A 22,364-nucleotide genomic window follows, 5' to 3' on the forward strand; every position below is an offset into this window, starting at 1 on the left:
TCATTCTTCCAATAATTTTTCTATATCTTTAGCGATATTTTCTGGCTTTTTTTGAGAAGCGTAGCGATTTACTACATTTCCATTTTTATCTACAAGAAATTTGGTAAAGTTCCACTTGATTTTATCTCCGAAAATACCTCCTTGGGCATTTTTTAGGAACTTATAAAGCTCTGCTTCATTTTCTCCATTTACATCAATTTTGGCAAATCTATCAAAAGTTGTTCCAAAGTTTGATGTGCAAAAATTAGCTATCTCTTGGTCAGTTCCTGGAGCTTGTCCACCAAATTGATTGCATGGGAAGTCTAATATTTCAAATCCTCGGTCTTTGTATTTTTCATATAAGTTTTGAAGAGCATCGTATTGAGGAGTAAATCCACATTCTGTTGCAGTATTTACTATCAATAGCACCTTGCCCCTATATTTTTCAAGGGATATATCATTGTCCTCATTATCTTTGACAATTATGTCATAAATCTCTGTCATAGTAACTCCTTAAGTTTACGATGCTATTACTATACGTGATTTTTATAACATTTAAAGATTTTACCAAACTGGGATTGATGAGCCCTTTGTTGTTTCATCAACTATTTTCTTGGTTTCATCTGTGTGATAGTAGTTGTCAATCAAGTCTTTTAGGGTTGGACTGTCCTTTTTATCTTGTGTTGTTGCTATGATGTTTACATAAATATCTTTACCTGGTTCATTGTGGTCTTCTAGGTAAATGGCATCTTCTGTTGGTATGAAACCTGCATCTACTGCCATTCCAGAGTTTACACAAGCTATGTCCACATCGTCAAGAGATCTTGCTGTTTGGGAAGCTGATAGCTCTACTATTTCAAAGTTTCTTGGATTTGATGTGATTTCATTAAGAGTGATGGAATCTCCATCCTCGCCTTCTACTTCTATAAGTCCTGCTGATTGAAGTAAAAATAGTGATCTTGATCCATTAGTTGGGTCATCTGGTATTGCAATTCTTGCCCCATCTTCTAGGTCAGCTAAGTCCTTTATTTTTGATGAGTATATACCAAGTGGAGCAATTGATGTATCTGCGATTGATACTATATCTGATCCACTAACTTCGTTAAAGTCTTGGAGGAACTTTTTGTGTTGGAAGGCATTGATATCAATATCTCCTGATAAAAGTGCCTCATTTGGTTCCCTATATTCGCTAAATGTGACTATTTCTATAGTTTTGCCTGTACCTTCTTTGTATCTTTTTGCTACATCTTCCCAAGCTTCGTTGTTTTCTCCAACTACACCAAGTTTTATAACATCTTTATCTTTTAATGGATCTGTATCGCTTTTAGCTTCTGTTGTTGTTTCTGCTTCTGGTTCTTTTGCACTTTCGTTATTTTTTGCCCCACAAGCACTAAGTCCTAAGATTAGTGCAAGGCCTAGGCCGATTTTACTGATATTTTTCATTATTATTCTCCTTAAAATTTTCTTACCAAGATGCTATCCAAGCACCATTTGTATATGTGTCGTAGTCTTTCTTTGTTTCGTCTGTTTGATAGTATTTTACAAGTTCTTTGTAGGCTTCATTGTCCTTATCTTCTGCCCTTGCTGCTATTACATTTACATATATTTTAGCGTCTGGATTTTCTGGGTCTTCTAGAAATATTGCATCTTCGTTTGGACTTAGTCCAGAGTCTAGGGCATAGTTGTCATTTACTGCAGCCACTTTTACATCATCTAGTGCCCTTGCAGTTTGAGCTGCATCCATTTCTATAAATTCGAGATTTTTTGGATTTTCTGTTACATCATCTATGGTGATAGCTTGGCCAGGATCACCATTTACTTTTATAAGTCCAGCTGCTTGAAGTAAGAATAAGGCTCTTGGTCCATTTGATGGGTCATTTGGTATAGCAACCTTATCTCCATCTTCTAGCTCATCTAGGCTTTTTATTTGATTTGAATAATAACCTAATGGGGCAAGCATGGTGTCAGCTATGGCTACAAGTTTTTCTTCTCCTTGGGCATCGTTATATTCATCTAAAAACTTGTAGTGTTGGAAGCTATTTACATCTATATCCCCACTAGCCAAGGCTTCATTTGGTTGGGTATAGTCAGAAAACTTTACTAGCTCAGCTTTTTTGCCTGTGCCTTCTTCGTATCTTTTGATAACTTCTTCCCATACTTCGTTTTTCTCACCTACAACACCAATTTTGATTGTATCTGCTACTTCTGTTGGAGCTTTTTCTCCAGTGTTTGCTTCTTTGTTCTCTCCATTTGATCCACATGAGCTAAGGCCTAAAACTAGGGCCAATCCTAAAGTTAATTTTCCTAAATTTTTCATATTAAAGTCCTCCTTAATGACTTGTTTTTCTTATTAAATGATTTGCTATAGCCTGGATTAAAAATACGACTATTAGTATCAAAACAACACTTACTATTACTACATCATCTTTGTAGCGTTGGTAGCCGACTGCTATGGCCAAGTCTCCTATACCGCCTCCACCTACAAGTCCAGCCATGGCTGTTAGGCCAAGTAGGGATATTAGAGTTATTGAGCCTGCACGCAAGAGTGATGGTAGGCCTTCTCTAAGATAGACCCTTGTTATTATTTCAAAAGGTGACGCTCCCATGGCTTCTGCCGCTTCAATCTTTCCTGGTTCAACACTTGCTAGGGCTTGTTCTACTTGTCTAGCAAAAAATGGCACACAAGAAAATACTAGAGGAACTATAGCTGCATTGGGGCCTATTCTTGTTTTTACAATCTCTTTTGTAATTGGCGCTATAAGGGCAACCAAGATTACAAAAGGTATGGACCTAAATATATTTGTTAACTTATCCAAAATACTATAAATAACCTTGTTTTCTAAAATCCTTCCGTGGTCTGTGACAACCATTATTATGCCAATTATAAGTCCAAATATTCCAGCAAATATTGCTGAGATAAACAACATATACAAGGTCGTCTTAAAGTCTTCGATTATCCTATCTCTTATGGACCATGAGTACTCAAAAAATCCCATCTTTACCTCCCAATACTTCTGCACTAACTTCTCTTTCTTCTAGGTAATTTCCAAGTTTACTTAGTGAATCCGGATCACCAGAAATACTTACAATTAGATTGCCGACAGGAACCCCTGTGATAAACTCAATATTTCCTGCAAGTATATTTGTTTTAATGCCAAACTTTTGGTAAATATCATTTATAAGTGGTTCTGTTGTAGATTCTCCTACATAGTTTAGCTTAACCAAGAGTTCATTTTCCTTTAAGATTCCTATATTTTGTTTAACTTCTTCTATGGTATCTGAAATATTTGTTGAAGTTTCAACGAATTCTTTGGTTAGCTTATCTCTTGGATTAGCAAATATAGAAAGAGTTGAACCAGATTCTACGATTTTACCATCTTGCATAACTGCACACTTGTTGCAAAGGTCCTTTACCACCTCCATTTGATGGGTGATAATTACAATTGTAAGTCCCAAAGATTCATTAAGCTCCTTAAGTAGTTTTAATATTTGCTTGGTTGTCTTTGGGTCTAGGGCACTTGTAGCCTCATCGCAAAGAAGTATCTCTGGATCTGATGCTAGGGCTCTAGCTATAGCACATCTTTGTTGCTGACCACCAGAAAGTTCCCTAGGGTAATTGCTAGCCTTATCAGCAATACCAACTAATTCTAGTAACTTTCTTGCCTTTGCTTCTTTCTCTTCTTTCGGTATTTTTAGTTTCCTTATAGGAAATATTACATTGTCCAATATGGTGATGTTATTGAGCAAATTAAAATGTTGGAAGATCATTCCGATATTTTTTCTCTTTGCTCTCAAATCCTTGTTGGAAAGGTCTAAAAGATTTTCGCCATTTATCAAAACCTGTCCACTTGTAGGTCTTTGGAGAAGATTTATGGTCCTTACCAAGGTCGATTTACCAGCTCCAGAAAATCCGACAATTCCATATATATCATTTTTTTCCACCCTAAGGTTTACATTATCGACAGCCTTAAATCCGTCAAAGTCAACTGTTATATTTTTTAAATCAATCATCAAAAACTCCATTTAAGAAATCACTGGCAAATTTTACTTGTAGGCCAACTGCATATTTGATACCTTCTGGGTCTAGGTCAAATTCTGGCGTGTGAGCACCTGCACTGATTCCTTTTTCTTTATTTCCAACACCAAATCTAGTATAGACTGAAGGGCAAAGTCTAGAATATCCAAAAAATGATTCTGAACCATAGCTTGTTTCTGCTTCTTTTAAGGCATTTGGATAAATATCTTTTAGAGATTTTCTAACATCTTCTGCTAGGTCTGGATCGTTTATGGTTGGATAGGCTACTATTCTAGTATAGTCTGTAAATTCTATATCGCACTTATGGGCCTTGGCAGTTTGCCTTGTTACTTCTTTTAATACTTCTAGGGCATCTTCTCCAGTCTTATCATCAAAAAATCTCAAGGTCCCTTTTACATTGCATATGTCAGGTATTACATTTGAGGCTGATCCACCGTTTATAGCTCCCAGACCAAATGTTACAGTTTTACTTATGTCAAGCTGGTTGACCCATGCTGTTGTAAGGGCTGTAACTATATTAGCTGTTGCTGTAAGGGGATTTATGCACTTATCGGGGCGAGATCCATGACCACCCTTACCTATAACATTAAATTCTACACCAGCACATCCTGCATGAGATGGGCCCTTGATTACAGAAATCTTTCCAATTTCCATAAATGGCGATTGGTGGTTGCCATAACAAGCATCTAGATTTTTGTCTCTAAGGTGGTCTACCATTGCTTCAATCCCACCGCCTGTCTCCTCGCCTTCTTCAAATATAAAATAAATTTTGCCCTTAAGTTCATCTTTTAAATCAAGAAGGATTTTTGCTGTTGTAAGAAGTGTTGCCATGTGTGAGTCGTGCCCACAAGCGTGGCTTACTCCATCAATTTTTGATACAACTGTCTTTTTGTTTTTTAGATTGTATTGACTTTCTCCTATTGGGAGTGCATCAATATCTGTTCTTATCCCAATTGTTTTGCCTGGCTTTCCAGTATCAAGCAAGGCCGTAAAGCCAGTTGTATTTGCAGCATCTTCTACTATAAGTCCAAGTTTCTCACACTCAGCTTTAAGGCATTTTGCTGTTTGGTATTCCTTATCACTTACTTCTGGGTTTTCGTGTAGGTAAGTTCTCCAGGATATGGTATCAGTAAAATACTGGTCTATTTTTTTCTTTATCACTTCATTGCTGGTCATTTTTTCACCTTTCTAATTCGCATAAAAAAATCGTCCCTAAATCCTAATAATAGAATCTAAGGACGACATTAATCGCGTTACCACCTTAATTTATGCATACTCACGCATACATACTCTCATCAAGTACAAACATACTCTACTTCTATAACGGGAAGTCCCGTGTGAATCTAACTATCGACTCACCCCAATCCAAGGCCATCTTCATCTAAACTTATATCCACCCATCTCACCAATACTGGGCTCTCTGTAGAATATCCATCTAGACTACTCTTCTTATCATTTGGTTTTGTAAAATCTATTTGATGGGATTATAATACCACCAGTAAAAAACTATGTCAAATTTATTTAATAAATTATTTTACATTTTTATCAATATTTTTTCTTTTGTATCATCGAATTTTACAAGCAAAAACGCCCATATTAATGAGCGTTTGCAAATACTATACTATTTTTTGAGGGTCATTGCGTTGATTTGATATTGAGCTGGCCATTCTGGTGTATTTAGATCGAAGCCTTCTACCCTGTTTGTATATCCTGTGTGGTATTGGTTAGAATATAGTGGGATTTCTGGCAAGTAATCATTGTACCATAATTGGAAGTCAACCCATTTATCCAAGTATCCTTCTTTATCTTTTGGATCTGTCTTTCTCAAAGCTTCTGTTACTTCATCAGCCTTTGGATCATTTGTCTTTGTATGGTTGTCAAAACCTTTTGAGTTGTATTGATAGTATGGGTCAAATGGTGGTTCAAAAGATTGGCCCATGTTGAATGCTGTGTATTCAGCATTTTCTTTTGGAGAATAGTAGTAGTCTAGCAAGGTTGCAAAGTTTCCTGCTGTTACGTTGTATTCCATACCTACTTGCTTAGCGTTGTTTGGAACTTGGTTAGAGATTAATGTTGTAATTGGAGATTCATCAGAACCAAATTGGTTTACAACTAGTCTATTACCATTTTCATCATATCTGTAGTAGTCATAGCCATCAGGATCATTTTTAAACGCTTCTTCAGCCTTTGCTATATCCCAAGCTGTCTTACCATCTTCTTCAAATGTATATGGAGTCTTATCTAGCAATGCATTTGCTTCATCAAGGTTTAGTTGATAGTTTGTAAGCTCTGGGTTGCTTTCTAGGTCTGGTCCTTTTTCCTTATACATCCATTGGCTTGCACCATATAGACCATTGGTTACAACTCCGTATCCACCTGCAAATTGTTGAACGAAAGTATTTCTGTCCATTAGGTGAGCTATGGCTTGTCTTACTTCTTTATATTGAGTAGATCCACGATCTGTCAAGAATGTTACGTTACCATAACCGTTTCTGTCAAATGAATTGTACTTGATTTTACCTGCATCAGCGGCAGCTCTGATTTGGTCGATCTTACCACCTTCAGTTTCATCTTGCCATATATCTATATCTCCATTTTCAAGAAGGTCTACAGCTATATTAGCATTTACTATTTGTACTATAACATTTGGAATAGTAGCTTTTTCTCCCTTGAAGTTGCCCTTGTAGTTAGGGTTTAGGGAAAGTTTTACCATGTTATTTGAATAGCTATCAAATACATATGGTCCACATACTACTGATGGTGCCAATCTGTATTCATTAGCAATCTTAAGCATAGCTTGTTCTTTCAATTGTTCAGTAGGGTCTACATCGCCCTCTAATCTACTTTCAAGGTCTGCTATAGCGTCATCGTGAGCTTTTTGTGTTTCTTCGTCGACTTCTGCACCTTCATTATCTTCTTCAAATTGTTTGTTCAAGTTGTCAATTTGAGTTTTGATAGAGTCTTGATATGCTTTTTTATCTTCTTCTGTTACTTCATAGCCTTCTTTTGCAACAAGTTTCTTACCATTTTCACTTATAGCTAAGTTGTCAGTAACTGCATGCATTGGGAATGGTGATTGTTGGGAAAGATATGATTCTTCATAATATGGCAAGAATGATGAATCGATTGTTACAGAGAAAGTATAATCATCAATCTTTTCCAATCCTTCAAACTCATCCACATCACTTTCAGGATCGTGGAAAGCTTCATAGCCTTTTAGGGCATCTTTACCAACTGTTGTAGCCCCAGATACCTTACTATAATTCGCATCAGAGAATAGTAGTGAATAGAATAGATAGTCATCTGCTGTTACAGGTTCGCCATCAGACCATTTTAAGTCTTCGTTTAGCTTATATGTAATAGTCTTTGATCCATCTTCATTTTCTACTTCTTTTGGCTCTTCAGCAAGAACTGTCATATTGTCTTGCCATTGACCAGCATCATCAACTACAGCTGTGTTATAAGCATTTGTTCCTTGAGTACCTAGAAGTTGTCTAACTATAACGTCATAAGCGTTGTTAGCCCAGCCCTCAAAGAAGTCACCATTCATTGGGCTTGTACCGATAACTAGGGTATCATCAGCTGTTACATTGTCGAAATCAGCTAGTTCTTTTTGGTCGTCATCAGACATTCCCTCTTCGTCTTTGTTTTCATCATCACTGTTTTCATCTGTATCTGTAGATTCATCAGTAGATTCAGAATTATCTGTTTCTTCATTAGTAGTTTCTTCGCTACTTTGACTTTCTTCTTTTTTTACATCTTCTTGTTTTTCAGTATTATCTCCACCACCACAAGCTGCAAGGCTAGTTGCTAAACCTAAAGCCATTAGTGAGGAGAATATTCTTTTCATTTTCATTTTGTGTCCTCCTAATATATATTCTATATATTGCTGTTATTCTATTACTTAAAATTCCTTTTGTCAATAGCTTTAATGGTTTTTTATTAACACTAGTGAATTATTATCCATAGTGTTGTTGGTATTGCTATATCATTGCTAATAGATTGCAATTTCTTCCATATTTCTTTAATACTTTATCTAATTATATAACTAAATCAAATTTACTTTCTTAGCTAGTTTCTTAAAAATCCAGCCTAAATTTGCACAAAAAAAAGAGGAGGTAAAAACCTCCCCAATATGGTAAAATAAATTCATTTATAATATACGTTAATATAAGACTTTTGCAATGGTAATTCCTATTTTCTATAAAGATTATAAGGAAATTTGTACCACCTTTCCCTAGGCATATATTTTTCTATTGGCTTTGTTAATTTTTTTTGAAAATATTCCTCAAGCTCATAAAGTCTTTTTTTCCTATCTTCAAAATATGGGTTAGATCCATGCTTTTCCAAAACTCCCTTGGCTCTTTTTTCTATACCAAGGTATTCTGTCTTTATCAGACCATCTAGAAGTTGAATCAATAAATCATAATCATTGTAATCATTATAGGCTAGAAAATCTCTTACAAAATCTTTTTCTTCATCACTTACATTCCAATCTCCCACATAAGCATCTACATTTTTTATCTGAAAACTATGGCTTAGGGCGATTCTTGCTGGAAAAAAGTAGGAATCAGATCTTAAAATCTTATATCCTCTTATGAAATGTGCCGCATTATCAAAAGCTTCTGATTTTCCCAAATCATGTAAGGCTCCACAAGCAAAGGCAATGTCTGGATCCAGTTCTAAGTCCTTTGCCATATTTTTGGCAGTTTGGCCGATAATCCAAGAGTGCAAAACCCAATTACCAGGATTATTATTATATCCTTCTTCAAGATATGATATTATTTTGTCTCTATTTGCTATATTTCCATATCCTTCTTTATACATTTTTTCTAATCTTTCCGTATGTGTAAATTGTATTATCTCCCGTTGATTTTAATCTAAAATCTATAATTCCATCACTTTCAACAAATTCTCCTAAAACAGCATCCTTATTTCGGATTTCATTTTTATAAACTATATTAAAAAATGCCAAATCTTTTGTATCTAGCTTGCACAAGTCACATATATAATCAAAATATACTGCGTTGTTGACGTGAAGATTTTTATCTATGTCCGTATATCTTACCATAATTTCCTTTGATTTATCAAAATCATTCCTATATTCTAAATGATTTTTATCATAAATCATATCATCAACTTTGTAGGCAGCTATTAGGTCTTTGCTCATTTTTATAGGACGCATCCTATCTATATCCACTAGCATAAAGACCCCATAGGCCTTTGCTATCATATTTCCATCTCTTTTGATATAGGCATTACGATAAGCATAAAACTTATTCATACCCAAAACTAAGCTAGTAACTTCTATCTGATCATTTGCTTTAATTTTTTCTTCTAATTCAATATCCCAAGAATATACTATCCACCTAAGTCTAGTCATATCTATGTCTTTTTCTAGGATGTATGAATGGCAAATGAGGACTTCTCCCATCAAACTAACTAGGTTTCTTATTGATAGATTCCCGTATTTATCGCACATTACTTCTGGTATTTTGTATACTTCGCTATAAGCCATAAATCCCTTCTTTCTACATATACTATATTTTAAAGCTTTTGTTATGGCAAATATTGTTCTCAAGACAAACATTAAAAAAGAACCAGCAAATGTGGTTCTTCTCGTACTTATACTTATTATAGACCGCTTATCAACATCTTTGCTATTGAAAAATAAACAATTAATGATAAGGAGTCTACTATAGTAGATATTAGTGGGCTTGCCATTATTGCAGGGTCTCCTCCAAATTTCTCTGCTATGATTGGAAGTAGGGATCCTACAGTCTTAGCCATTACCACTATTCCAACTATGGTAATGCCTACTATTATAGAAACTTGCACGCCTACCTTGTCAAAGAAAAAGCATTTTAAAAATGCTACTATGCCTAGGGCTAGTCCACATATTAGGCCTACTAAAATTTCTTTAAGAACTACCTTAGCCCAATCGCTTGGCTCAATATCATGGGTTGCCATAGCACGGATAATTAGGGTTGATGATTGGCTTCCAGCATTTCCCCCTGAGTCTGTAAGCATTGGTATAAACATATTTAACGCTATCACTGCTTGGAGGACATATTCATAACCTCTTAGTATGGTTGATGTAAATGTAGCAGATATCATCAAAAACATTAGCCAAGGTATCCTATTTTTGGCAAGATCCCAAGGGCTTGTCTTTGAGTAGTCTTCCTCATCTGGTCTGGTACCAGCCATAAGTTGGAAGTCCTCTGTCGCCTCTTGTTCGATGATCCACATGATATCATCTACTGTGATTATACCAACTAACCTAGATGTATTGTCTACTACAGGTAGGGCAGTAAATCCATATTTTTGGAATTTGCGTGCTACATCTTCTTGGTCATCTGTAGTCTGAACTGTGATTACATCCTCATACATTAAGTCTTCAATAATAGTATCTGGTGGACTTGTTACAATTAACCTTAGTGATACATAACCCAAGAGTTGTTTTGTAGGGCTTGTGACATAGCAAGTATATACTGTTACACTATCGTTGCCAACTTTTTTGATATGAGCTAAGGCTTCTCTTACTGTCATATAGGCTTTGATTTCCACAAATTCTGTGGTCATCAAGCTACCAGCTGAATCCTCTGGAAACTTGAGATATTCATTTACTAGCTTTCTAGTTTCTGCATCAGAAGACCTTAGTATTCTTTGAACCAATGCAGCTGGCATTTCTTCTAAGGTATCGATCATATCATCGAAATTTAGTTCTCTTAGTAAGGCCTTAAATTCATTTTCATTTAGGGCTTTTTGTAAATTTTCCTTTTGATCTGAATCCAGTTCAGCAAATACTTCAACTGCGTCATCTTTTTTCAAAAGCCTAAATACGACCAAGGCCTCTTCGGCAGTCAAGCTTTCCAAAAATTCTACTATGTCTACTGGATTTGTTCTTCTTAGAAGCTCGGATAGTTCATTAGATCTTTTCTTTTCTAGAAGATAGGAAAGTTCTCTTATTCTATCTTCTGTTGATTTGTACTTATACATCCTATCCTCCTTCTAGACACCTAGGCCTGGTAAAATCATTTGAGCTATATTAAAGTAAACGATTAGTCCCAGTGAGTCTACAATTGTCGTAATAAGTGGACTTGCCATAATTGCTGGATCTGCTCCCAATTTTTCTGCTATGATTGGTAGCAAGGATCCTATTGCCTTTGCAATTACTACAATCGAAAGAATGGTTAGAGCTACTACAAAAGCAACATTTATAGCAACCTTATCAAAGAAATAGCACTTTAGGAACGCTGCCAAGGCTAAGATTGCTCCACATATCAAACCTACCGATATTTCCTTTAGAACAACTTTTGCCCAATCACTTGGCTCTATGTCATGGGTTGCCATGGCACGGATGACAAGGGTTGATGCTTGGCTTCCGGCATTACCACCAGAACCTGTAAGCATTGGTATAAACATATTTAAAGCTATTACAGTTTGGATTACATCCTCGTATCTTTTTAGGATTGTAGATGTAAAAGCTCCTGATATCATCAAAAACATCAGCCAAGGTATCCTATTTTTTGCCAAATCCCAAGGACTCATCTTTGAGTAATCTTCTTCTTCTGGTGAAGTACCTGCCAAAAGCTGGAAGTCTTCTGTATCCTCTTGTTCTATAATCCACATGATATCATCGACTGTGATTATACCGACAAGTTTATTGGTTAAGTCTACTACTGGCAAAGCAGTAAAACCATACTTTTGGAATTTGTGAGCTACATCTTCCTGGTCTTCTGTGGTTTGAACAGTAATAACGTCCTCATACATCAATTCTTTTATTTTCACATCCAAATCACTTGTGACGATCATCCTTAGTGATACATAGCCCAAAAGTTCCTTTGTAGGACTTGTTACATAGCAAGTGTAGACGGTTACCTTATCTTTTCCAACTTCCTCTATATATGCTAGAGTTTCGCCAACAGTTGTCTCTGGGCTTACTTCTACAAACTCGGTTGTCATTAGGCTTGCCGCAGAATCTTCTGGGAATTGTAAGTACTCGTTTACAAGCTCCCTTGTTTCATCATCTGATGCCTTTAAGATATTATCGACAACTGCCGCTGGCATTTCTTCTAGGGTATCAATCATATCGTCAAAGTTTAAGTCATCTAGAAGTTCCTTAAACTCTGTATCATTAAGGCCTGCCTGTAGTTTTTCCTTATCCTCGCTATCAAGCTCAGCAAATACTTCTCTAGAGTCTTCTTTTTTTAAAAGCCTAAATACTATGAGTGCTTCTTCCGCTGGTAACTCTTCTATAAAATCAACTATATCTATTGGGTTAGTTCTACGAAGGAGGTCTGATAGTTCATTTACTTTCTTTTCATCTAGCAAATTTTTAAGGTCGTTAAGCCTTTTTTCTGTATCGGTATAGGAAAACATATCTACACCTATTTAATTTCTTCTAGAAGCTCATTGAGTGCGTATATAAACTGCTTATCATTTGCTAAGTCTTTTTTGCTTATATCAAAGTCTTCGTCTGCTTCAACCTCAATATCCGGAGTAACACCAACCTTATTAATTTGAGTTCCATTTGGTGTGAAATATTCACTTATAGTGATTTTTGCACCAGCACCATTTTGAAGATTGAAGATTTTTTGAACAACTCCCTTTCCAAAAGATTGGGTGCCGACTACCTTAGCTCTTCCTCGATCTTTTAGAGCTCCAGCAAGGATTTCACTAGCTGATGCTGAGTTTTCATTTTGGATGATGGTTAGTGGTATATCATCAAAGTCAGCGTTGCTCTTTTCAACAGTTTCACTGCCATCTTTTTCCTTTGTAGTTACAATTGTTCCTTCGTCTAGGAAATTATCAGCTATGTTAATTACTACATCCAAAGCGCCACCAGGGTTGTTCCTAACATCTAGGATAAGTCCATCAATATCTTGGCTCTTAAGTCTATTAAAGCTTTCAGAAAAGTCATTCCAAGTCACATCGTCAAATGCCATTATGTGAATATAGCCAATTTTCTTTCCATCGATTTCTACAATATCATCATCAATAGTATCTACATTTACATCAGCCCTATCAACCTCGACATCAAACTCCTTAGAATTTGTAGAATTTTCCTCCACTCTTAAGATAGTCAAATTAACACTAGTACCTGGTTCGCCTTTGATTTCTGCAACAGCTTCTTCTAGCTGATCTGCACCAAAAGCAGTTCCATTGACCTTTGTTATATAATCACCAGGCATAATACCAGCTTCCTTGGCAGGGGAATTATCAAAAACAGAAATAGCTTTTATATATCCTTCCTTGCTAGCTTGGACAGAAACACCAATACCTTGGTATCTACCGTTTAATGTTTCCATAAGCTTTGAAAACTCATCTGGTGAATAATAAGAAGTATAAGGATCACCTAGGTTTGCAAACATCCCTTTTAATGAACCTTCATATATTTGATCATCTGTAAAATCATATAAATAATTTTGTTTTAATAATGCCTTTAGTCCTTGCATATCGGCTATGTGTTCACTATCCCTATTATCTGCAGTAGAAACACCACCCATATTGCCACCTATTGTATAGCCTGTGTATCCGACACCAGCTACAATAAGTAAGGCTAAGATAAATTTGCCAAATTTTTTCATAAAACCTCCAATCTATTACTCAAATAAAGTAGTAATTTTTAAAGAATATAATAATATAACTATACAATTTTTCAGCTATTTTTAAACAGCTACTTATTAATATTAGCTATATAGACACCCACCATGATTACAATTGCTCCAAGAACTTGATAAAGCTCAAATCCCTCATTTAATATCAAAATTCCCGCAAGAATGGAAACTGCTGTAGAAACGCCTATAAAAGAGGATGTTCTATTAACACCAATCCTTGCAATAGCCATATTGGATAAGAAAAAGGCCAAAATAGAACAGCCTATAGCTTGGTATAAAATAGCAATCAAAAAGTTCCTGTCATTAAATGGAAGACTTATGAGAGTTTGGAAACTTCCATTAGACAAAGCCTCTATTATTGCAAGAATGGTAAAAAATAAGCCTCCACAAATAAGCATCATATATGTGACCTCAGACTCTGTGTAAGTTTTAACCTTGCTAACAAAAACGCTATATAAGGCATAGGAGATAACAGCAATAAGCAAAAACAAATATCCGATTACAGAAAAACTTGACGATAATCCAAGAGATAAAACAGTAATCAAGACTCCAATTAGAGTTACAATTATACCAGTAACTTGTCTTTTGCTAGGCTTTTCATTTAAAAGTAAACTTGATGCAATAAGAGAAGCTATAGGAATAGAGGCCAGAAAAATACCACTTTCAGAAGCCGTCGTGTGATCAATACCAATAGTCTCAGCTATGTAATAAATACAAGGAGAAAATAAAGCAACAGGCAGAAGTTCCTTTATAGACTTACCCCTAAAATCAACCTTAATAACTTTAAACAAAACAAATAAAGTCATCACAATAGCCCCAAGCAAAAATCTCCAGCCCAAAAGAGCAAAAGTAGTAGCTGATTGAGTAGCCTTTTTAGTAAAAATATAAGATAAACCGTAGAGAGTTTCGCAGAAAAAAGCCGACAAAATCCCAATAGTTTCATTCTTTTTATTAATATCTGTCATAAGCATCTCCAAAAAAAATCAATTACCTACTAATCATTATAACAAATAAAATAGAAATATAGAAAAGTAAGAAGAGCTAACAATAAACTAATGTTTAGGTTTAAAAGCAAAATCTTAAGAAGCGAAACAGAGTAGATTTATAATAAACACTTAGAAGAGAGTTATGAATATAAAAAAAATAAAAAAAATTTATAAATAGCATTATAATCCAGGCCATGTTAATATTCATAGCATTAGCTAAAAATCCTCTGATAAATTATTCCTTATAAGATCCCTCGGTCGCTACCACTCCCTCGAGGATGACAAGCTTATGGCTAAAAGAATTTTTATCTTATACTCAAATGTCTTATATAATGACCTAAGCTTATTCTTTATAACAAATGTATACATAGTCAAAATATGATTGCAATAAAATAAAGTTTTTTGTATGATTCTGCCTAATCCAGGTAAATATAACTTTTGCAAATACTTAGACAGAAAACTTAGCAAGAAAGTGCAGAAGAGTTCGAAAGAAGCGTGTATAAGTAAAACTCATAACCGTTAGCTGAAATGAAAGCTATTTTTGGATAATATAAAATCATCCCAATGGTGTGCTAGTCTGCTTGACTCACACAAATACGATTACTACGCACAGGTCCTCCCTTAGCCGGACAGGCTTACCTCTTCGCTACGCTCCTGCGGGTGCTCCACACGGGTCCTCTATCAGCCGGACGGGCTTTGTACTTCGTGCAACCATTCCATGGAGGGTCCTCTATCAGCCGGACAGGCTAGTTATAAACTCGAACCCTAGACGCAGTCCACTGAGGGATGGAAAGTCTGAAAGACTTTACATTTTCGTGGTGAACAAAGTGAGCCCGAAAAACTGTTAGGAGCCGAAAGGCTCATAAACGGTACGTCAAACGAAGCCAATATGTAGATAATAAGAAAGGCACCCTACAAAGGGTGCCAAACTTGGTGGGCTTCTCACAAGTTCGACCACTCCGTGGAGGGTCCTCTATCAGCCGGACGGGCTAGTTATGAACTCGAACCCTGGACGCAGTCTGCAGTGCAGTTTCAGATGCTTGCATCTGAAATCTTTGAGGTGAACGTAGTGAGTCCAGAGAACTGTTATGAGCTTGCTCATAACCAGTACCTCAAACGAAGTATAAACGTATATAAAAAGAAAAGCATCATCAATTGATGGTGCTTTTCTGGTGGGCCTCCAGGGACTCGAAACCTGGACGCAGTCCCGGAAGGGTTTTAAATGCTTGCATTTAAAATTTCTGAGACGAATGAAATGAGTCCAGAAAACTGTTAGGAGCCGAAAGGCTCATAACCGGTACGTTAAACGAAGTTATATCTTTATAATAAGAAAGGCACCCTACAAGGGTGCCAAACTTGGTGGGCCTCCAGGGACTCGAACCCTGGACCTACCGGTTATGAGCCGGGCGCTCTAACCGACTGAGCTAGAGGCCCACAAATAAAATGTGGTATTAAATTTACAAATAAATTAATTATGGTGGACCTGAGTAGACTCGAACTACCGACCTCACGCTTATCAGGCGTGCGCTCTAACCACCTGAGCTACAGGTCCATATGGCAGGGGAGACAGGACTTGAACCCGCGACATCCGGTTTTGGAGACCGACGTTCTACCAACTGAACTACTCCCCTAGATGGTAAAAACTAATTATGTAATTTTGGGCGGTTTATCCTTTATATACAAATAATAATAATTAATCAAATAAGAATTAATGTTCGACAACTTTGACAAAATATTTTATGGTCCTCGTCGCTTTGCTCCTGCGGTAATTCCGTGCCTATTGGGCACAGGCCCTCTCAGGACACCGGGCAGGCGTGTTTCGTGCTTCGCACGACCATTCCATGGAGGATGCTCCTTTAGCCGCACGGGCATATTTATGGTGCCCAGAGGCGGAATCGAACCACCGACACGAGGATTTTCAGTCCTCTGCTCTACCGACTGAGCTATCTGGGCATAAATAAAAAAATGGCGGAGAAGGAGGGATTTGAACCCTCGCATCCCTATTGAAAGGATCTACTCCCTTAGCAGGGGAGCCTCTTCAGCCACTTGAGTACTTCTCCATTAAATAAAAATGACCATTTGGCTTATATTGGAATACTTCGTTACAATGGTCTGAAGAAGTCTCCTCGCCATCTATTTTCAAATTTTTGTTTATAAAATAATTGGCGGAGAGGAAGGGATTCGAACCCTTGTGAGCCAAAGACTCTAACGGTTTTCAAGACCGCCCCGTTATGACCGCTTCGGTACCTCTCCATTGATAAATTATTGCTATAAAATTATATTAGATTAGCCTATCTCATAAGAAATAGGCTTATCTTTTTTGGTGACCCATCGGAGATTCGAACTCCGGACACCCTGATTAAAAGTCAGGTGCTCTACCGGCTGAGCTAATGGATCATATGGCTGGGATAGCAGGACTCGAACCTACGCATACCAGAGTCAAAGTCTGGTGCCTTACCGACTTGGCTATATCCCAAAATACAGTATGCAGATTATATATAAAAGGTAGTGTTGGCGCGCCTGGGAGGAATCGAACCCCCGACACACGGATTAGAAGTCCGTTGCTCTATCCAGCTGAGCTACAGGCGCAAATTTTTGTGGAGCGGGTGAAGGGAATCGAACCCTCGCAACCAGCTTGGAAGGCTGGGGCTCTACCACTGAGCTACACCCGCATATCCGGCACAATTTGAAAATTTAGCTTGTGCCTCTTTCGCACTACGTGCGACCATTCCATGGAGGGTGCTCCAAGAGCCGCACAGGCTTGTCTTTGGTGGGGATGAGCGGATTCGAACCACTGAAAGCAAAGCTAACGGATTTACAGTCCGTCCCATTTGGCCAACTCTGGAACATCCCCAAATATATGTATTTATATAATTTATTTTGCACCATAAAAGGTTTATATTGGAGCTGATGATAGGACTTGAACCTACAACCTATTGATTACAAATCAATTGCTCTGCCAATTGAGCTACATCAGCGCATTGGATTACTATTGCAATCCAAATGGCGACCTGGATGAGATTCGAACTCACGACCTCCGCCGTGACAGGGCGGCATTCTAACCAGCTGAACTACCAGGCCATAAATTAATAACGTTTGTAATATATCTTTTTATAATTCCCTAGCCGCACAGGCTAGTTTTATGGTGGAAGTAACAGGGCTCGAACCTGTGACCCCCTGCTTGTAAGGCAGATGCTCTCCCAACTGAGCTATACTTCCAAATCGTATGTATAAAGAGTGTTTCTCATATTACATACTAACTGTCGGCTTGTTGACAAAGTTGCAAGCAACTTTGAAACACCGCGACATCTGACCTTCAATCCATTTACTTTGTAAATGGTGATAGGTCATTATGGTGACCCTACCGAGATTCGAACTCGGGATACCACCGTGAAAGGGTGGTGTCTTAACCGCTTGACCATAGGGCCTTGTGAAACGACTTTATTATTATAACATAAAGTTTATCATAACGCAAATATTTTTTTAATAAAAACATATTGGTTGCGGGAGCTGGATTTGAACCAACGACCTCCGGGTTATGAGCCCGACGAGCTACCAGACTGCTCTATCCCGCGGCATATATTTCCGTGCTTAATGCAAGTCCTCCAAGGACCATACCACTAGTTTAATGGTGCCGAGGACCGGAATCGAACCGGTACGATGTTTGACCATCGCAGGATTTTAAGTCCTGTGCGTCTGCCTGTTCCGCCACCCCGGCAAATACTATGTTTTACTAGGTATCAGTCTTTGAGCAAATACTTAAAAACCAATTTTGGCGCTCAGGGTGGGACTCGAACCCACAACCTACCGGTTAACAGCCGGGTGCTCCACCATTGAGCTACCTAAGCATATTTATACTTGATATTATTTCATCTATTACTAGTCTAGCCTCTATAGGCTAGCTTATATTCTCGGGCTAACGCCCTGCGACCATTTCATGGAGCCCCAATATGACGGGGATAATCTCCTCCATGAGCCGGCCGGGCTTAGTTTGTTTAGCAACTTCCTACTCTACCGGGAGGTCACCCTCCGAGTACCATCGGCGTAGTTGGGCTTAACTTCTGTGTTCGGTATGGATACAGGTGTATCCCCAACGCTATCGTCACTATATATATTTTTGAACCTTTCTAAATAGCTAGTCGAGTTAAAGGACTTAGCTTAAGCTTTTGTTATACTTACGACTTGTCCGTAAGTGTCTTGCCAAGCTACAGCTCTTCGAGCTCTACCGTTGGGACACTCTCGACTAGGACCTATCATACATTTGCTCTGCAAATGTGATTAGGTCCGTAACAATATTTCCAGTCAAGATTTAATGTTTAGTATCCTTTAGCTTAATACATTACTGTACTTACACCTTGGACCTATCTAAGGTATTTTCTTTACCTTCTTTTAGAAATCTTATCTTGAGGGTTGCTTCGTACTTAGATGCTTTCAGTACTTATCAATGCCATACTTAGCTACCCAGCTATGCTTCTGGCGAAACAACTGGTACACCAGTGGTATGTCCATCCCGGTCCTCTCGTACTAGGGACAGCTCCTCGCAAATTTCTTACGCCCACGCTGGATAGGGACCGAACTGTCTCACGACGTTCTGAACCCAGCTCGCGTGCCTCTTTAATGGGCGAACAGCCCAACCCTTGGGACCTACTTCAGCCCCAGGATGAGACGAGCCGACATCGAGGTGCCAAACCTCCCCGTCGATGTGGACTCTTGGGGGAGATAAGCCTGTTATCCCCGGGGTAGCTTTTATCCGTTGAGCGATGGCCCTTCCATGCGGTGCCACCGGATCACTAAGTCCGTATTTCTACTCTGCTTGAGCTGTGTCTCTCGCAGTTAAGCTCGCTTGTGCCTTTGTACTCTGCGAATGGTTTCCGTCCATTCTGAGCGAACCTTTGAACGCCTCCGTTACTTTTTGGGAGGCGACCGCCCCAGTCAAACTGCCAAACTGACAATGTCCATTGCCCAGGTTCATGGGTCAATGTTAGAATTTTGATATTAGAGGGTTGGTATCCCAAGGGTGACTCTGTGTATACTGGCGTACACACTTCTTTGTCTCCCAACTATCCTGTACGTCTAATCTCAAAATCCAATATCAGCCTACAGTAAAGCTCCACGGGGTCTTTCCGTCCTAGCGTGGGTAAGTCGCATCTTCACGACTACTACAATTTCACCGGATCCTTTGTTGAGACAGTGCCCAAATCGTTGCACCTTTCGTGCGGGTCGGAACTTACCCGACAAGGAATTTCGCTACCTTAGGACCGTTATAGTTACGGCCGCCGTTTACTGGGGCTTAAGTTCTAGCCTTCGATTGCTCTAAGCCTTCCCCTTAACCTTCCAGCACCGGGCAGGTGTCAGCTCCTATACGTCATCTTTCGATTTTGCAGAAACTTGTGTTTTTGGTAAACAGTCGCTTGGGCCTGGTTTCTGTGGCCTGATCGCTCAGGCTCCCCTTCTCGCTAACTTACGGGGACATTTTGCCGAGTTCCTTAACAAAGGTTCTTCCGCGCGTCTTGGTATTCTCTACCTCCCTACCTGTGTCGGTTTTGGTACGGGCGCTTTGGTCTTGATAGTGACTTTTCTTGGCAATTTGAAGTCGGCTATTTCTCTACTTATGTTTTCGATGCCTATTACACATTAGCTTTTATGATTAGCGGATTTGCCTACTAATCAGCCTTTGTGCTTAGACTGCCATCCATCGGGCAGCTAGCTTATCCTCTTGCGTCATCACGTCTCTTTAGCGACTTTAAGCGGTACAGGAATCTAAACCTGTTGTCCATCGGCTACGCCTTTCGGCCTGGCCTTAGGTCCCGACTTTCCCTGAGGGGACGAGCCTTGCTCAGGAGTCCTTAGGGTTTCGACGGGAGAGATTCTCACTCTCCTTCTCGCTACTCATGCCAGCATTCTCTCTTGTATTAAGTCCACGCTTGCTTTCGCTTAGGCTTCAGCCCTAATACAATGCTCCTCTACCACTGATAGAGAGTTTAAATCTATACATAAGTAACCACTTTTTTGGTTTTTGAATACGCTTAACCAGGGTCATACTTTTTTGTATGTCTGTTTTCGGTGATAATTGAGTTCTTTTTTACAACTTACCTTTTTTTGTTTGCGTAATTAATTTTGGTTATTGTTTTAGCTGACTCGTTCGTACCTTTGACGCCACTCCGTGGTCGCATGATGCGGCGACGTTAATGGTCCTCTCTTGGCCGGACGAGCCTGCTTGATAACTCGTTTTATCTTGATTGTGTTTTAATATTTCCTAGTTAAGTTTTTTCGCTTACCTTTTTTATGGTTTCCTTTTATGTGAATAGATTTAAATTCTCTATCAATCCGAAGCTTCGGTACTGGATTTTAGCCCCGTTTATTTTCGGCGCAAACCCACTTGACCAGTGAGCTATTACGCATTCTTTGAATGTATGGCTGCTTCTAAGCCAACGTCCTGGTTGTCTTGGTAGGTTCACATCCTTTTCCACTTAATCCAGATTTTGGGACCTTAGCTGTCGGTCTGGGCTGTTTCCCTTTCGACTTAGGAGCTTATCCCTCTAAGTCTGACTCCATGACCTGATTTTTTGGCATTCGGAGTTTGATAGGCTTTGGTACGGTATGCCGCCCTAGGCCATTCAGTGCTCTACCTCCTTAAATCTTTGGTCATAGGCTAGCCCTAAAGCTATTTCGAGGAGAACCAGCTATCTCCGGGTTCGTTTGGTTTTTCGCCCCTATCCACAGTTCATCCGATGCGTTTTAAACCGCACCCGGTTCGAGCCTCCAGTGAATTTTACTTCACCTTCACTCTGACCATGGATAGATCACCCGGTTTCGGGTCTATCATATCTAACTTTCGCCCTGTTAAGACTCGCTTTCGCTTTGACTTCGCATCTTAAATGCTTAATCTTGCTTTATATGATAACTCGCTGGCCCATTCTACAAAAGGTACGAGATCACACTATTGTGCTCTCTCTGCTTGTAGGCACTAGGTTTCAGGTTCTTTTTCACTCCCCTTGCGGGGTTCTTTTCACCTTTCCCTCACGGTACTTGTTCGCTATCGGTCACATGTTAGTATTTAGCCTTAGGGGATGGGCCCCCTGTCTTCACAGCAAATTCCTCGTGTTCACTGCTACTTGCTCCCAAAAATATTTTGGCTTTTGTCTACAAGACTTTCACTTTCTTTGGTTCATTTTCCCAAATGATTCGACTTGCCTTGATATTTCTTATTGGGTTGGGCTGTTTTCTTTTCGCTCGCCGCTACTTGGAAAATCGAGTTTTCTTTCTTTTCCTCCTGCTACTTAGATGTTTCAGTTCGCAGGGTCTTACTTCATTAAGTTATGTATTCGCTTAATGATGACTGTGTCTTCCACAGCCGGGTTTCCCCATTCGGAGTCCTAGGGGTCATGGCTTTTTGTGAGCTTGCCCTAGTTTTCGTTCACTTACGTCCTTCGTCGTCTTCATGTGCCAAGGCATCCACCTGGCGCCCTTTCTTTCTTGACTGGAAATATTGTTTGCTATTTAGTTTTATGCTTAAGCTGAGGGAGTTGCAAATCTATGATTTGCAATCATTTTAGAATTTGTACCTTTGGTGCAAATGATAAAATGACGTTAGTACTTGTTGGTACTGTGTTCTTCAGTTTAAGTGGTTCATATTTTTTCAATTTTGCTTTGGCAAAATTGCTGGTGGAGGTAAAGAGATTCGAACTCTTGACCCCCTGCGTGCAAGGCAGGTGCTCTCCCAGCTGAGCTATACCCCCATAT

The 22,364-nt window shown here is 38.7% G+C and carries 13 protein-coding genes, 19 tRNA genes, 2 rRNA genes and 1 other annotated feature; all 34 genes read right to left on the minus strand.

All coding sequences use genetic code 11. The features are described 5' to 3' along the window. A complete protein-coding gene (locus QNH69_RS01130; RefSeq protein ID WP_282928808.1) occupies positions 1-483 on the minus strand; it encodes a glutathione peroxidase in 483 nt (160 codons plus the stop codon). 60 nt (positions 484-543) lie between these two features. Continuing rightward, a complete protein-coding gene (locus QNH69_RS01135) occupies positions 544-1,422 on the minus strand; it encodes a MetQ/NlpA family ABC transporter substrate-binding protein (RefSeq protein ID WP_282928809.1) in 879 nt (292 codons plus the stop codon). Between the two features lie 22 nt (positions 1,423-1,444). Further along, positions 1,445-2,296: a MetQ/NlpA family ABC transporter substrate-binding protein gene (locus QNH69_RS01140; RefSeq protein ID WP_282928810.1), complete on the minus strand. Its 852-nt coding sequence runs from the start codon at positions 2,294-2,296 to the stop codon at positions 1,445-1,447. A gap of 13 nt (positions 2,297-2,309) precedes the next feature. Further along, positions 2,310-2,975, minus strand: a complete 666-nt coding sequence (locus tag QNH69_RS01145; protein ID WP_282928811.1) for a methionine ABC transporter permease — start codon at positions 2,973-2,975, stop codon at positions 2,310-2,312. Beyond that, the gene (locus QNH69_RS01150) at positions 2,962-3,990 is read right to left on the minus strand and encodes a methionine ABC transporter ATP-binding protein (RefSeq protein WP_282928812.1); all 1,029 of its coding nucleotides are present in this window, start codon (positions 3,988-3,990) and stop codon (positions 2,962-2,964) included. Before QNH69_RS01150 ends, QNH69_RS01145 begins: the two co-directional genes overlap by 14 nt. Then, the gene (locus tag QNH69_RS01155) at positions 3,983-5,191 is read right to left on the minus strand and encodes an amidohydrolase (protein WP_282928813.1); all 1,209 of its coding nucleotides are present in this window, start codon (positions 5,189-5,191) and stop codon (positions 3,983-3,985) included. The genes QNH69_RS01150 and QNH69_RS01155 overlap by 8 nt, the downstream gene beginning before the upstream one ends. A gap of 55 nt (positions 5,192-5,246) precedes the next feature. Beyond that, positions 5,247-5,480 (minus strand) — a binding site (T-box leader). A gap of 156 nt (positions 5,481-5,636) precedes the next feature. Then, positions 5,637-7,871 (minus strand): ABC transporter substrate-binding protein, encoded by a 2,235-nt coding sequence (locus tag QNH69_RS01160; RefSeq protein WP_282928814.1) that lies wholly within the window; start codon positions 7,869-7,871, stop codon positions 5,637-5,639. A 338-nt stretch (positions 7,872-8,209) separates the two neighbouring features. Continuing rightward, positions 8,210-8,842: an HD domain-containing protein gene (locus QNH69_RS01165; RefSeq protein WP_282928815.1), complete on the minus strand. Its 633-nt coding sequence runs from the start codon at positions 8,840-8,842 to the stop codon at positions 8,210-8,212. Beyond that, positions 8,835-9,533: an acyl-ACP thioesterase domain-containing protein gene (locus QNH69_RS01170; protein WP_282928816.1), complete on the minus strand. Its 699-nt coding sequence runs from the start codon at positions 9,531-9,533 to the stop codon at positions 8,835-8,837. The genes QNH69_RS01165 and QNH69_RS01170 overlap by 8 nt, the downstream gene beginning before the upstream one ends. Positions 9,534-9,649: 116 nt before the next feature. Next, a complete protein-coding gene (mgtE, locus tag QNH69_RS01175) occupies positions 9,650-11,014 on the minus strand; it encodes a magnesium transporter (RefSeq protein ID WP_282928817.1) in 1,365 nt (454 codons plus the stop codon). 12 nt (positions 11,015-11,026) lie between these two features. Beyond that, positions 11,027-12,397 carry a magnesium transporter gene (gene mgtE, locus QNH69_RS01180; RefSeq protein ID WP_282928818.1) on the minus strand — a complete coding sequence of 457 codons (1,371 nt, stop codon included), beginning with the start codon at positions 12,395-12,397 and terminating at the stop codon, positions 11,027-11,029. An 8-nt stretch (positions 12,398-12,405) separates the two neighbouring features. Continuing rightward, positions 12,406-13,605: a S41 family peptidase gene (locus tag QNH69_RS01185; protein WP_282928819.1), complete on the minus strand. Its 1,200-nt coding sequence runs from the start codon at positions 13,603-13,605 to the stop codon at positions 12,406-12,408. Between the two features lie 89 nt (positions 13,606-13,694). Further along, positions 13,695-14,600, minus strand: coding sequence for a DMT family transporter (locus tag QNH69_RS01190; protein WP_282928820.1), 906 nt, complete (start codon positions 14,598-14,600; stop codon positions 13,695-13,697). 1,378 nt (positions 14,601-15,978) lie between these two features. Then, a tRNA-Ile gene (locus QNH69_RS01195) sits at positions 15,979-16,055 on the minus strand. Positions 16,056-16,096: 41 nt separating this feature from the next. Beyond that, positions 16,097-16,173: transfer RNA gene (locus QNH69_RS01200), tRNA-Ile, on the minus strand. A 3-nt stretch (positions 16,174-16,176) separates the two neighbouring features. Further along, positions 16,177-16,252, minus strand: a tRNA-Trp gene (locus QNH69_RS01205). A 246-nt stretch (positions 16,253-16,498) separates the two neighbouring features. After that, a tRNA-Phe gene (locus QNH69_RS01210) sits at positions 16,499-16,574 on the minus strand. A 13-nt stretch (positions 16,575-16,587) separates the two neighbouring features. Next, a tRNA-Ser gene (locus tag QNH69_RS01215) sits at positions 16,588-16,681 on the minus strand. 103 nt (positions 16,682-16,784) lie between these two features. Continuing rightward, a tRNA-Ser gene (locus QNH69_RS01220) sits at positions 16,785-16,874 on the minus strand. A 68-nt stretch (positions 16,875-16,942) separates the two neighbouring features. Further along, positions 16,943-17,018 (minus strand) — tRNA-Lys (locus QNH69_RS01225). Positions 17,019-17,021: 3 nt separating this feature from the next. Beyond that, positions 17,022-17,097, minus strand: a tRNA-Gln gene (locus QNH69_RS01230). A 36-nt stretch (positions 17,098-17,133) separates the two neighbouring features. Continuing rightward, a tRNA-Arg gene (locus QNH69_RS01235) sits at positions 17,134-17,210 on the minus strand. 9 nt (positions 17,211-17,219) lie between these two features. Next, positions 17,220-17,293: transfer RNA gene (locus tag QNH69_RS01240), tRNA-Gly, on the minus strand. 96 nt (positions 17,294-17,389) lie between these two features. Further along, positions 17,390-17,475: transfer RNA gene (locus tag QNH69_RS01245), tRNA-Tyr, on the minus strand. 48 nt (positions 17,476-17,523) lie between these two features. Beyond that, a tRNA-Thr gene (locus QNH69_RS01250) sits at positions 17,524-17,599 on the minus strand. A 26-nt stretch (positions 17,600-17,625) separates the two neighbouring features. After that, a tRNA-Asp gene (locus QNH69_RS01255) sits at positions 17,626-17,702 on the minus strand. Positions 17,703-17,764: 62 nt separating this feature from the next. Next, positions 17,765-17,840: transfer RNA gene (locus QNH69_RS01260), tRNA-Val, on the minus strand. A 134-nt stretch (positions 17,841-17,974) separates the two neighbouring features. Beyond that, positions 17,975-18,049 (minus strand) — tRNA-Glu (locus tag QNH69_RS01265). Positions 18,050-18,119: 70 nt separating this feature from the next. Then, positions 18,120-18,196: transfer RNA gene (locus QNH69_RS01270), tRNA-Met, on the minus strand. A 54-nt stretch (positions 18,197-18,250) separates the two neighbouring features. Continuing rightward, positions 18,251-18,339, minus strand: a tRNA-Leu gene (locus tag QNH69_RS01275). A gap of 55 nt (positions 18,340-18,394) precedes the next feature. Continuing rightward, positions 18,395-18,469 (minus strand) — tRNA-Asn (locus QNH69_RS01280). A gap of 145 nt (positions 18,470-18,614) precedes the next feature. Beyond that, a 5S ribosomal RNA gene (gene rrf, locus QNH69_RS01285) occupies positions 18,615-18,731 on the minus strand. A gap of 188 nt (positions 18,732-18,919) precedes the next feature. Continuing rightward, positions 18,920-22,103 (minus strand): 23S ribosomal RNA (locus tag QNH69_RS01290). Between the two features lie 181 nt (positions 22,104-22,284). Then, positions 22,285-22,360, minus strand: a tRNA-Ala gene (locus QNH69_RS01295). Positions 22,361-22,364 lie beyond the last annotated feature (4 nt).

The sequence above is a fragment of the Anaerococcus sp. Marseille-Q7828 genome, from assembly GCF_949769285.1.
Classification (GTDB): Bacteria; Bacillota; Clostridia; order Tissierellales; family Peptoniphilaceae; genus Anaerococcus.